Annotated in this window: 10 protein-coding genes; 2 read left to right on the top strand and 8 right to left on the bottom strand. The window is 61.3% G+C overall.

Annotated features, from left to right (window positions below):
- The coding region (locus JL39_RS09130; protein WP_052182782.1) for an ABC transporter ATP-binding protein at positions 1-1,800 on the top strand (1,800 nt) is incomplete at its 5' end.
- Between the two features lie 244 nt (positions 1,801-2,044).
- On the opposite strand, the gene JL39_RS09125 is transcribed toward JL39_RS09130, so the two are convergent.
- From JL39_RS09125 to JL39_RS09090, 8 genes are read right to left on the bottom strand one after another with little or no spacing between them, the layout of a single operon-like run.
- Positions 2,045-2,917: an N-formylglutamate amidohydrolase gene (locus tag JL39_RS09125; RefSeq protein WP_052182760.1), complete on the bottom strand. Its 873-nt coding sequence runs from the start codon at positions 2,915-2,917 to the stop codon at positions 2,045-2,047.
- An 11-nt stretch (positions 2,918-2,928) separates the two neighbouring features.
- Entirely contained in the window at positions 2,929-4,476 is a 1,548-nt protein-coding gene (locus JL39_RS09120; protein ID WP_052182759.1) for a gamma-glutamyltransferase, read from the bottom strand.
- On the bottom strand, positions 4,476-5,153 hold the full coding sequence (locus JL39_RS09115) for an RraA family protein (protein WP_037148400.1): 678 nt from the start codon (positions 5,151-5,153) through the stop codon (positions 4,476-4,478). The genes JL39_RS09120 and JL39_RS09115 overlap by 1 nt, the downstream gene beginning before the upstream one ends.
- Positions 5,150-6,802: an ABC transporter ATP-binding protein gene (locus tag JL39_RS09110; protein ID WP_037148398.1), complete on the bottom strand. Its 1,653-nt coding sequence runs from the start codon at positions 6,800-6,802 to the stop codon at positions 5,150-5,152. Before JL39_RS09110 ends, JL39_RS09115 begins: the two co-directional genes overlap by 4 nt.
- The gene (locus JL39_RS09105) at positions 6,799-7,638 is read right to left on the bottom strand and encodes a creatininase family protein (protein WP_037148396.1); all 840 of its coding nucleotides are present in this window, start codon (positions 7,636-7,638) and stop codon (positions 6,799-6,801) included. The genes JL39_RS09110 and JL39_RS09105 overlap by 4 nt, the downstream gene beginning before the upstream one ends.
- A complete protein-coding gene (locus JL39_RS09100; protein ID WP_037148394.1) occupies positions 7,635-9,212 on the bottom strand; it encodes an ABC transporter substrate-binding protein in 1,578 nt (525 codons plus the stop codon). The genes JL39_RS09105 and JL39_RS09100 overlap by 4 nt, the downstream gene beginning before the upstream one ends.
- A gap of 37 nt (positions 9,213-9,249) precedes the next feature.
- Entirely contained in the window at positions 9,250-10,089 is an 840-nt protein-coding gene (locus JL39_RS09095) for an ABC transporter permease (protein ID WP_037148393.1), read from the bottom strand.
- Between the two features lie 10 nt (positions 10,090-10,099).
- Entirely contained in the window at positions 10,100-11,020 is a 921-nt protein-coding gene (locus JL39_RS09090) for an ABC transporter permease (RefSeq protein ID WP_037148391.1), read from the bottom strand.
- Between the two features lie 127 nt (positions 11,021-11,147).
- Here JL39_RS09090 and JL39_RS09085 point away from each other — a divergent pair, with 127 nt between their 5' ends.
- Positions 11,148-12,068 carry a LysR substrate-binding domain-containing protein gene (locus tag JL39_RS09085; RefSeq protein WP_037148389.1) on the top strand — a complete coding sequence of 307 codons (921 nt, stop codon included), beginning with the start codon at positions 11,148-11,150 and terminating at the stop codon, positions 12,066-12,068.
- Positions 12,069-12,085 lie beyond the last annotated feature (17 nt).

Here is a 12,085-nt window from a genome sequence, read left to right as displayed (position 1 = left end):
CCGGTGCTGTCGGTGAAGAACCTTTCCACGTCGTTTCGTGTGAACGATGAATGGCGCACGGTGGTGCGCAACATTTCCTTTGACGTGGCGCCGCGCGAGACGGTGGCGATCGTCGGGGAGAGCGGCTCCGGCAAGAGCGTCACCTCGCTGTCGATCATGCGGCTCCTGCCGAAGAATTCCAGCCGTATCGAAGGCGAGGTATTTCTCAACGGCAGGGAACTCCTGTCCTTGCCGGAAGAACAGATGCGCCAGGTGCGCGGCAACGAGATCTCGATGATCTTCCAGGAGCCGATGACCTCGCTCAACCCGATCTTCCCGATCGGCAAGCAGATCGCCGAGGCGCTCACCGTCCACAAGGACATCACCAAGGCCGACGCCAAGGCGGAGGTCGTGCGCCTGCTCGAAAAGGTGCGCATCCCCAATGCCAAAAGCCGCTACGACGAATATCCGCACCAGTTCTCCGGCGGCATGCGGCAGCGGGTGATGATCGCCATGGCGCTCGCCTCGAAACCGAAGCTTCTGATCGCCGACGAGCCGACCACGGCGCTCGACGTGACGATCCAGGGCCAGATCCTCGACCTCATCAAGCTGCTGCAGGAAGAGGAGGGCATGTCGGTGCTGTTCATCACCCATGACATGGGCGTCGTGGCCGAGGTCGCCGACCGCACCATCGTCATGTATCGTGGCGACGCGGTCGAGACGGGCGAGACCGGCGACATTTTTCATCGCGGCAAGCATCCCTATACACGCGCACTTCTATCGGCCGTGCCGCGGCTCGGTTCGATGGGCGACCGCAGGCTGCCGCTGCGCTTCCCGATCATCGACATAAAAACCGGCGAGCAGCAGCCGCTTGCCGACGTCACCGACACGGTCGCCAAGGGCAAGACGCCGATCCTCGACGTCAAGGACCTGACGACGCGCTTCGACATCCATTCCGGCCTGTTCGGCCGCAAGAGCGGCGCCGTGCATGCGGTCGAGAAGGTCTCCTTCAACCTGTTCGAGGGCGAGACGCTGTCGCTCGTCGGCGAATCGGGCTGCGGCAAGTCCACGACCGGCCGCTCGGTCACCCGCCTCATCACGCCGACCAGTGGCGACGTCACGCTCGACGGCTACGAGGTGATGAAGCTCGACCAGTCGACGCTGAGGCAGATGCGGCGGTCGATCCAGATGGTGTTCCAGGACCCGTTCGCCTCATTGAACCCGCGCATGAGCGTCGGCTCGGCGGTGATGGAGCCGTTCATCGAGCACAGTCTCGGTACCAAGCAGCAGGCGCGCGACAAGGCGGCGAGCCTGATGGAGAAGGTGGGCCTGTCCGCCGACATGATGCGGCGTTTCCCGCACGAGTTCTCGGGCGGCCAGCGGCAGCGCGTGGCGATCGCCCGCGCCCTGATGCTCGACCCGAAGGTGATCGTCGCCGACGAGGCGGTGTCGGCGCTCGACGTGTCGATCAAGGCGCAGGTCTGCAACCTTTTGCTCGACCTGCAGCAGAGCCTCAACCTCGCCTTCCTGTTCATCTCCCACGACATGGCGGTGGTGGAACGGGTGAGCCACCGGGTGGCGGTGATGTATCTCGGCGAGATCGTCGAGATCGGCCCGCGGGCAGCGGTGTTCGAGAACCCGCAGCATCCCTATACGAAGAAGCTGATGTCGGCCGTGCCGGTGCCCGATCCGTCGCGCCGCCGGATCAAGCGCAACATGTCGACCGACGAGATCAAGAGCCCGATCCGCCCCGTCAACTATGTGCCGCCCAAGCGCGAATACCGAGAGGTCTCACACGGGCATGTCGTCCAGATCGCATGAGGGTTTGGTAAGGAATGAGGGAACACCCTATGCAGGGATGGTCGGGTCGGGCGGGATTGCAATGGACTTGCAGAATTGCTCACGGAAAGGGAACTGCCTCCAGCGTCGGGTGCTCCTGGCCATAGCTTTCTTCTGTTGAGCGGTCTGCTCCTGCTACAAGAGGCGATGATGGGGTTGGATTTCTCTTCAAAGGCGGAAAATTCGAAAGTCGCATTCAGAACAGAATTGCATTGCGGTATCCGACTTAAGCCAAAGTCGTAACATACTCGCGCAATCTCGTGCCTAAGAGCGCGAGATTGGCCTTGAGCTCTGCATAGCCGGCATTCTTTTCGCGCGTATCTTCGTCCATGTAGAGCTTCCGATTCAACTCGATCTGAATGCTGTGGCGCTTGTTCGACGGGGCAGAATAGGCGGAGACGAGCTCTGCACCACGGAAGGGGACATTCAGCGAAACCGAGTAGCCGAGACCTTCTAGAGTCTCGATGACGAGGTTGACGAAATCCGGCTCGCTCGACTGTCCGTCATAATCGCCGACAACCACATCCTTGCGGACCGTGCCCGGTGGATCGGGTGAAAGCACATGGCCGATCGCGGGCATGGAATGGCAGTTGACGTGATAGACCTTGCCGAAGGTGGCGTAGGTTTCGTCGAGTAGCCGAACGATCTCTCGGTGATAGGGGCGCCAGTAGGTTTCGACCCGCTTTTCGAGCTCCTCCACGGTTAACTTTCGGCCATACATCGGCGTATCGCCCCAGGCGTAACGCCAGGCAAGCCCCATGCCCCGACGGGCGGCGGCGCTGTCGCGGGTCGGGTGCGGCCATTCACCTTCGATCATTTCGACGTCGACGTCCCTCACCGATCGGTTGAGATCGAGGAAACTGCGTGGGAACAGGGCGATAAGCAACGGCGCACCTATCGAGGGTGCGAAGCCGAAAAGATCGTCCACGTAGGTATCGGCTGCAACCCGCACCAACTCGTCGGAGACCGTCCGTTCAAAATCTGGAATCGTCAGTCCGCTATGGGGTGAATCGAAGACAAGCGGGACAGCCGGCGCGGTCGGCGGAATAATCTTCAATACGCCGTCTATCTCAACGGCTGCAAATAATGGGTCCGACATGAGAGCCTCGTTTAGGCTGTGGCAGCGAAAGCGGCCGGATAAGTGATGTCGGGCATTCCGACGAACGATGCTCCGCGACGGCCGACCATGCCGGGCGCAGCGAAGGGGCGAGGATAGACGACCGCTGCCGCCGGCCGGATCTTGGCGATCTTTTCGAGCGCCTCTATCTGATCGGCAGGCATGTCGATATTGAAAATGATGTCGCTATGCGGACCTGTCGTCATGCGCGGGGTGTTCATCGCGTCCTCGATATCAAGGCCCGCATGCACGATCATGCCGGTCAGCTGGGTCAGCGATGGGACGATCTGGTTGCCGCCAGCAGCGCCATAGGCGGCGAATGAACCGTTTTCGTCGGTGATCGCCACGGGACACATATTGCTCGGCGCATAGGCATTCGGTTTCAGCGAATTGGCTCGCCCGGGCGTCGGATCGAACCAGGACATGCCGTTGTTGAGCAGGATACCGGTCGAAGGCGACAGGGCACGGGCGCCGAACCGGTTGAGCAACGTGAAGGTGATCGCCACCATTCGGCCTTCATGGTCAACTGCGTTGACCTGCGTCGTGCTGGTCTTGCCGTTCGTCTCGGCCGGGTTAAGGCGCTTGCGGTGGGCGCCGAAACTTTCCCACAGCGCTTCGGCCATGGCCGTGAAGAAACCGGCGTCGACCGGCCCCCTGCCGCGCTTCCTGTCGAAGTGATCGAGCGCGTCGAAGAGCCGCTGGCCGGCGCTGGTTTCTCCGGCCACGTGCACGGTCTTCCCCTGCAGTGACATGGTCCGCGATGGATAGAGGAGGGGCGCATAGTTCGCCATATCCGCAAGCGTGATCGAGCTGCCACCGGCATTCAGATCGGCAACGAGCTTCTCGCCGATCGCACCCCCATAAAGTGCGTCCGGGCCTTCGTTGGCGAGCTGTTCCAGCGTCTGTGTGAGTTGCTCAAGCGGCAGCGTCGCTCCCGGTTCGGGCGCGTGGCCGCCGGGCAGAAAAATGGAGCGCGTGCCGGGGTCCATGGCAAGCTCGCCTTCGGCAATGGCGACCGCCAGCGTCGTGTGCCAGTCAACATACATGCCCTTGCGGGCACGTTCGATCGCGGGCGCCAGAGCCCTGTCGAAACCGATCGTGCCATAGCGTTTCAGCGCCTCGGCAAAACCGCGCACGCAGCCCGGCACGACGGCGGCGGTAAAGCCCCGGACGTTGCGGTTGTCGATCGAGGCCGGGTGGCCGATGAAGGTCCTGATTGTCGGATCCGGCTTGTAGAACTCCTGATCGAAAGTGGACGGCACGCGTCCGGTGAACTCGACCACCTCGACCTTGCCGTCCGGCTCGGCGATGAGCATGTAGCCGCAGGCGGCGAGGCTGGTCATCCATGGTTCGACGGTCTGAAGCGTGAAGGCGGCGGTGACCGCCGCATCGACGGCATTGCCGCCAGCGGCAAGAACCGCAGCGCCTGCCTCGGCTGCCGCATAATGTTGTGACGTGACGACACCATGTTCGCTGACGCCGGCCACCTTGCGATAGATGCCGCGTTCGACGCGCAAATGGTTATATTGCGGGTTTTCCATTATTGGCTCTCCAGCGCGGCGGCCACCATGCGGCTTGCGCCCGAAAGATCGCCGAGCTTTTCGCCCGCCTCGATCCTGTGCTTGTTGCGTCCGGCGCGGGCTTGCCGCGCCATTGCCTCTTCCACGACTTCTTCCGCTTCATCGGCGGAGATAACCACGATGCCGCTCGCGTCGGCGACCACGACATCGCCCGGCAGGACCGGTACGTTGCCACACGAAACGGGAAGATTGAGCGACCCACCGAGGTCGTTGAGCCGTGTGGTGATGCCGGAGACGCCCCGACACCAGAGCGGCATGCCGAGTTCGACGATTTCCTCGACATCGGTGCACGGGCCATCGATCGCAACGCCGATCGCACCGGCCGTCCTGATGGCAAAGGCAACCCCGCCGCCGATACAGGCGTGCCGGTCGTCGCCAAGCCGGTCGACGAACAGAAAATCCCCCGGACGCAGCAAGCCGACGGCATGATGGAGAAGAGTCGAATCCGTTGCAGGGATCGCGACCGTCACCGCCGTGCCGACCAATGTCTTCTTCGGTTCGACAACCGGCGTGATCGAATGGCGCAGGAACCCGCGATGGCGGAAATGGCCGATCGTCGCGACCTCGACGCTCTCGAATTTCCGGATGAGTTCGGCGTCGACCTGTTTCGGCACAGGCCCGATGTGGTATTTCTTCATGGCGCTTCCTTCCGGAGCATGGATTCTCCGGCCTCGTTTTCAGCCGCGTGATGTTGCCAGCCCTTGCCGGGTACGGCGGCAAGCAGTTCCTTGGTGTAGGTTTCCTTCGGCGCGCCGAAGAGCGAAGCCGGGTCGCCACGTTCGACGATTTTCCCGTTCTTCATGACCGCGATGTTGTCGCAGATCTGGCTTGCGACCCGCAGATCGTGAGTGATGAACAGGATACCGAAGCCGAGCCGGGCCTGCATGTCGGCGAGCAGTTTCAGCACCTGCGCCTGCACCGAGACGTCGAGCGCCGAGACGCTTTCGTCGGCGATTAGAAGCTCTGGCTCGACTGCAAGCGCTCTCGCGATGCATATGCGCTGCCGCTGGCCGCCAGAGAACTCGTGCGGGAAGCGACTGGCCGAGGCCCTGTCGAGTCCGCAGGCTTGAAGGAGGTCGAGGGCGCGGGCCATGGCGGCCTTGCGATCGAGCCCATGAATGATGGGACCTTCGGCAATCGCATCGCCGACCTTTTCGCGCGGGTCGAGGGCGGTATACGGATCCTGGAAGACGATCTGCACTTTGCGGCGCGCTTCGCGCAACGCCTTGCCGGAGAGTTCGGCGAAATCGCCGCCGGAAATCAGGATATCGCCACTTTCCGGCTGCACCAGGCGGATGACGCATTGGGCAAGCGTCGATTTGCCGGAGCCGGATTCGCCCACGAGGCCGAGCGTTTCGCCGCGGCGGATGGTGATGTCGACGTTGTCGACCGCCTTCACGGTGCGGCCGCCGCCGAACAGGCCGGAGCGGGTGAAGGTTTTCATGATGTTCCTCGCGATCAGCACCGGATCGCCGAGCCCTTGGCGCTCCTTGCGCGGCGTCAGCGTCGGTACGGATGCGAGCAGCCGGCGGGTATAATCCTGACGCGGGTGATTGAGGATTTCGTCGCGCGTGCCGATCTCGACGAGGCAGCCCATCTGCATCACCGCGACGCGGTCGGCGATTTCCGCCACAACGCCGAAATCATGGGTGATGAAGATGATGCCGGTGTCATGTCTGGCGCGCAGGTCCAGCATCAGCTTGAGGATCTGCGCCTGGGTGGTGACGTCGAGCGCCGTCGTCGGTTCGTCGGCGATCAGAACCGACGGATCGAGCGCGAGCGCCGTAGCGATCATGACGCGCTGGCACTGGCCGCCGGAAAGCTGGTGGGGATAGGAGTGGTAGATCTGCTCCGGATTGGGAAGCTGCACCTCGCGGAAAAGGTCGATCACCTTCCTGCGGATCTCCGCCTGCGATAGTTTCGTGTGGATACGGAAGGTTTCCGACACCTGTTCGCCGACCCGGAAGATCGGGTTCAGCGCTGCCATGGGTTCCTGGAAGATCATGGCGATGCGCCGGCCGGTGATGCTGCGCCGGGTCGCATCGTCGATGGTCAGCAAGTCCGTGCCTTCGAACATCACTCGGCCGGTCGGCTGCCCGAGGTTGCGGGGCAGGAGGCCCATAGTGGCAAGCGCCGTCAGCGATTTGCCGGAACCGGATTCGCCGACGATGCAGAGGATTTCGCCCTTGCTCACTGACAGCGACAGATCCTCGACCGCAAAACGCCGATCGGCGCCTTCCGGAAGCGGCACGTTCAAATGTTCGATCGAAAGTCGCTCGCTGCTCATGAGGCCGCCTTTGTGTCTTGAGGTGCAAAGGCGGTTGGCGAGCGCATGTCGCAGCCGCGCATATGTCCGACGAAGCGGGCGCAGAAGCCAACAAGATGTTCGACCATTCTTGCGCCTTTCTCCGCACTGGCGAGCAACGGATCACCGCCCAGCATGCCGTCGGCATTCACCTCGTGGCAGTTCATCTGCACATGCACGGGCATGCCCTCGAACTGTATGTTGTTGACGCCGCCGGTCGGGAGGCCGAACGCCTTGGCGCGCACCGATGGACGGGCGAGGTCCATGCGCATCAGTTCGGGGAAGAGATGCAGGTAGATGGAAGTCAGCGGCTCGCCGCCGTGGCCGCGCGCAGCAGCGACGGAACTGCCGTGCAATTCCTTCCAGAGCACGTCGGGGATCGATTGCCAGAGATTGACGAAGGGGATTGAAACCCCGCGTTCCGTGCGGATACGGCGAAGTGTCTGATCGAAGAGCGGTGCGTTGCTGGTATGGCCGTTCAGGATCAGAATATGCTCGATACCGTGATCGAGGAAGGCGGTCACGGTATCCTCGACGACAGCCGAAAACGTCGAAGGCCGCAACTGGATGCCACCCGCTATGGTCTTGAAGAAATCCGCATAACCGAAGGGAATGGTCGGCGCGACGATCGCGTCGGAGGCTTCCGCCACTTGTCCCGCCACCGCCTCGGTCAGCATGAAATCACCCATCGGGGCGTGGGGGCCTTGTTCCTCCTGGCTGCCGAAGGGCAACAGGATGACCGGCTTTTCGGAAAGACGCTCGCGGAATTCCGCGAACGTCATGTCCTTCAGCGCATGCTTGCGTATCCTGGCCATCATACGAACTTGAAGTAATCGCCGTAGATGCGCATTTCGCCGTTCGGCTTGTATTTGAATTCGATGCCGGCACGGTGGGCGCAGTTGTAGACGCTCTTCCACAGGTAGTAGCCGGGCGTCACGCGTTGCCATTCTTCCGAAAGCGCCAGATAGGCCTTCTTGCGCTCCTCGAATTCGGTCGTGGCGTCGAACTTCTTGCCGAGCTCGACGAATTCCGGCGTCGGATCCCAGGTCTTCCAGTTGGCCGTCGAGCGTGATGCGGTCGGGCCCCAGTCGAGCCAGAGCGGCTGGTAGGGATCACCGGGGATGAAGTCCGAGCTCATGGACATGTTCATGAGATGGAACGGGCGGCGATAGACGAGTTCGAAATTGTCGAGCACCTGTGCTTCGACGTTGACGCCGATCTCCCGCCATTGCTCGACCATGATTTCGGCGGCCGCCTCGTAGTTCGGATAGAACTGCCGAGTGATGTGCCAGAGCAGCTTCTCGCCCTTGTACTTCGTCTTGGCGACCAGCGCCTTGGCGGCGGCGACGTCGTAGGGCAGTTTCACCGGCAAGTCAGGATCATAGAACTTGCCGTATTCCTTGAAGTTGAACGGAACGGCCGGATGTTCGGTCGTGCCGTTGAACAGCGCCTGGACAATCGAATCCATGTCGATCGCCTGGACCATGGCGTAGCGCAGATTGGCGTCGACCAGCGGATTGTCTTCCGGATCGGGGCGGGTGTTGAAGGCGAAGGCCGGATAGTTGTCGGCGAGCACGCGCTTCAGCACTACGCCCTTGTAGCTTTCCAGCGTTTTCTCCTGATCGGTCGGGATGTTGACCATGAAGTCGAATTCGCCCGAGACGAGGCCTGCCATGCGGGCGGCGAATTCCGGCACGATCTTCCAGGAGATCTGCTTGACCGGTGGCGGGCCGTCCCAATAATCGTCGAAGGCCTCCAGCACCATGATCTCGCCGGAACGGAAGGTCGTCACCTTGTAGGGACCCGTGCCGATCGGCTTCTGGCCGAAGCCGTCGACGCCCACTTCCATGTAGTATTTCTTCGGCACGACGAAGCCGATATAGCCGGTCAGCTTTGCCGGAATGTTGGGATCGGGACGCTCGGTTTCGATCTCGAACGTATATTTGCCAGTCGCCTCGACCCGCTTGAAGCCGGCCGTGAAAGTCTTGCCGCGCGGTTCGAACGGCTTCTGCCCCCATAGTCGCTCGGGCGACAAGGTAAAGACGGCATCCTCCGACGTCATCTCGGCGCCGTCGTGGAATTTCACGCCTTCGCGCAGCTGGATGCTCCAGACATTGCCGTTCTGCTCCCATTTCGTCGCAAGTTTCGGCGCGAAGAGCAGGCCGTTCTCATCATTGATATAGTCACGGTCGACGAGCGTGTCGTAGAAATTCGGAAAGATGCGGCGTGACGTGGTCGAGATACCGTTGATCGTCGCCATATTGGCCCAGAGATTGTCGACGGCGATCGTCAGCGATGGCCGGTCCGCGGCATTGGCCCGCGGCATGCGGCCGGCGAGCGACAATGCACCGGCTCCCAGAATGAGACTTCCCACTTCGCGTCTGGTATACATGGTTCCACCTTCTCCTATTATGATTATAAGGTTCTATTCATGCGGTTCTGACACGCAGCATCGGGTCGAGCCGGTCACGCAACCAGTCGCCGACGATGCTCATCGAAAGCGTGACGAGGAAAATGATCGATCCGGGCACGACCGAGATCCACCATGCGGTCGACAGGTAGTCGCGTCCGTCCCCGAGGATCTGGCCGAGGCTCGTCTGTGGAGGCTGGATGCCCAGGCCTAAGAAACTGAGCGAGGTTTCCAGAAGGATGATCTGCGGAAAGGTCAGGGTGACCTGCACGATCAGCGCGCTCGCGACATTCGGCAGGACGTGCTTGAGATAAAGCCGGCCGTTGCCTGCGCCGAGTGCGACGATCGCCTTGGCATAGGGCTGGCTGATCGCCGACAGGACCACGCCGCGGGAGAGGCGCGCATATTTTTCCCAGCCGAACAGGCCCATCAGGATCACGAAGAGCGTCATGCTGTTGCCGAAAAAGGCAAGCAGCGTCAAGGTGATGAGGATGAAGGGGAGCGATGCCTGGAAGTCGACGAGCATCATCAGAACTTCTTCCACCCATCCCCTAAAATGTGCGGCGATGAAGCCCACCGCGGAGCCGAAGACCGCTCCGATGATCGTGCCGGCGATCGCGACCGAGAGCGACATCCGCAGTCCGGCGATGACCCTTGCCACCATGTCGCGGCCGATGCGGTCGGTGCCGAGCGGAAAATCCGGATTGCCGCCGGTGAGGAAAGCCGGTGGCCTGAGGCGCGCGAGCAGGTTCTGCTGCGACATGCCGTAGGGCGTGAAGACGTTGCCGACAATCGCGACCAGCACGGCGATGACGAGCACCGTAATGGCAAGGACGAGGATGGGAGAGATGCGCTTCATCCTTCTGTCCTCAATTCTGTACGCGGATGCGGGGATCGAGCAGGCCGTAGAGCAGGTCGACCACCAGGTTTGCGAGCACCATGGTGACGGCCATGATGAGGACGAGCCCCTGGACAACCGCCAGATCCCTGGACGAGACGGCGGTCACCAGCAGGCGACCGACCCCCGGCCAGGCGAAGACGGTCTCCACCACGATCGCACCGCCGATCAATTCGCCGAGGTTGAGGCCGATGATCGTCACGAGGGGAATGCTGGCATTCGGCAGGGCATGGAAGATGATGCGCTTCCAATAACTTACTCCCTTTGCAGCGGCGGCCCGGATATAGAGTCTGTCGAGCACTTCCAGCATGGCTGAGCGGGTGAAGCGGGCGAGCGTGCCAGCCGTGAACGTGGCGAGCGTGATCGCCGGCATGATCAGGTGCCAGATGGAGCCCGTGCCCGAACTCGGAAGCCATTGCAGACTCAGGGAGAAGAGCAGAATCATAAGGACCCCGAGGAAGAAGTTCGGCAGCGCGAAGCCGAAGACTGCGGTGGCCATGATGAGATTATCGAAAGTCGAGCCGCGCTTGATGGCGGCGACAATGCCCGCTGGAACGCCGATCAGGATGGCACCGAGATAGGAGAAGAGCCCCAGCATCAGCGTCCAGGGGATACGCTCGGCGATGATGTCGATCACCTCGCGACCGTCGCGATAGGAAACGCCGAACTCACCGATCGCCATTTGCATGACGTAGCGCAAGTATTGGACCCATAGCGGGTCATCGAGGCGCCAGAGCGCACGGAACTGTTCGATTTCCTCCGGGGTGGCGTCGGCCCCGACAAGTGCGACGACCGGGTCGCCGGAGGTCCTCAAGACCACGAATGTGAACGTCACGACGAACCAGAGCGTCAGCGCGGTCCGCAGAATCTTCAGCAACCAGAAACGCGTCATAAATGCCCCGTTTCGGGGCCTGGCGACCCCAGCTGTTCCAATTTTTATGTCATTTTTTTCGAAAGCTAATCACGGGAATAGATTATTATCTATTACAAAATCGCGGGATCATTGATATGTATGAAATATGAAATACGGCATCGAATTTCGTCATCTCCACTATTTCGCATGCGTGGCGGAAGAACTGCATTTCAGCCGCGCGGCCGACAAGCTCGGCATGGCCCAGGCACCTCTCAGCCAGCAGATCCGCCAGCTCGAAGAGCGGCTCGGTACCCGGCTCTTTCGCCGCACGACGCGCCGTGTGAAGCTCACGCCGGCGGGTGAGATATTCCTGCGTCACGCACAGGAAATCCTGGGCGGCATAGACAGGGCGGTCACGCATACGCGTTCCATTTCCGGCGAGGACAGCGGAACGATTTGCGTCAGCGGAGTCCATTTGGCGCTATCGCATGTCATGCCGCCTGTCATTGCCGACTTTCGCAAACTCTATCCGGCGATGACGGTCGACGTGCAGGTTCTGGGAACAGCGCAGCAGTTGGAACTGCTGCAGAGCAACAAGGTCCAGGTCGCATTCATCCGTTCGACCAATCCGGCTGGCTTCTTGAAAACGGAACATATTCTGGAGGAGGGCTTCGTGGCGGTTCTGCCGAAAGACCATCGGCTGGCCCAGAAAGACGACCTGACAGTGAAGGACTTTGCCGGTGAGCCGCTGATCACCTATGCGCCGCTTGTCGGCGCGAGCTATTATCACGCAATCATGGACGCACTTCGCCGCGCAGGGGTCTATCCGGTGATCGTGCAGGAAGTCTCGCACACATTAGCAATCGGAACCCTAGTCGCGGCGGGCGTCGGTGTGGCGATCGCACCATCCTGGCTGGCTCACAACCCAAGCCCCTATGTGGTTTACCGCCGTCTCAACGATATTCCTGCAGAAGTCGAACTGCTGGTTGCTTGGCATGCGGAGGAAAAATCGAAAACCGTAATCGACTTTATCGAGATCACTCGACAGATTGCGGCGAAAAAAGAGTTCGTCGGAATCTCGAGCTAAAGATGCGAGGCCTTTCT

Source organism: Rhizobium sp. YS-1r, from assembly GCF_000757525.1.
Lineage (GTDB): Bacteria > Pseudomonadota > Alphaproteobacteria > Rhizobiales > Rhizobiaceae > Neorhizobium > Neorhizobium petrolearium.
Note: the sequence above shows the minus strand (reverse complement) of the source record. Positions and strands in the feature narration are given on the sequence as shown.

Coding starts and splice junctions, on each gene's coding strand:
- JL39_RS09125 (WP_052182760.1), bottom strand. CDS start 2,917: ATGTCGGACCCATTATTTGCAGCCGTTGAGATAGACGGCGTATTGAAG.
- JL39_RS09120 (WP_052182759.1), bottom strand. CDS start 4,476: ATGGAAAACCCGCAATATAACCATTTGCGCGTCGAACGCGGCATCTAT.
- JL39_RS09115 (WP_037148400.1), bottom strand. CDS start 5,153: ATGAAGAAATACCACATCGGGCCTGTGCCGAAACAGGTCGACGCCGAA.
- JL39_RS09110 (WP_037148398.1), bottom strand. CDS start 6,802: ATGAGCAGCGAGCGACTTTCGATCGAACATTTGAACGTGCCGCTTCCG.
- JL39_RS09105 (WP_037148396.1), bottom strand. CDS start 7,638: ATGATGGCCAGGATACGCAAGCATGCGCTGAAGGACATGACGTTCGCG.
- JL39_RS09100 (WP_037148394.1), bottom strand. CDS start 9,212: ATGTATACCAGACGCGAAGTGGGAAGTCTCATTCTGGGAGCCGGTGCA.
- JL39_RS09095 (WP_037148393.1), bottom strand. CDS start 10,089: ATGAAGCGCATCTCTCCCATCCTCGTCCTTGCCATTACGGTGCTCGTC.
- JL39_RS09090 (WP_037148391.1), bottom strand. CDS start 11,020: ATGACGCGTTTCTGGTTGCTGAAGATTCTGCGGACCGCGCTGACGCTC.
- JL39_RS09085 (WP_037148389.1), top strand. CDS start 11,148: ATGAAATACGGCATCGAATTTCGTCATCTCCACTATTTCGCATGCGTG.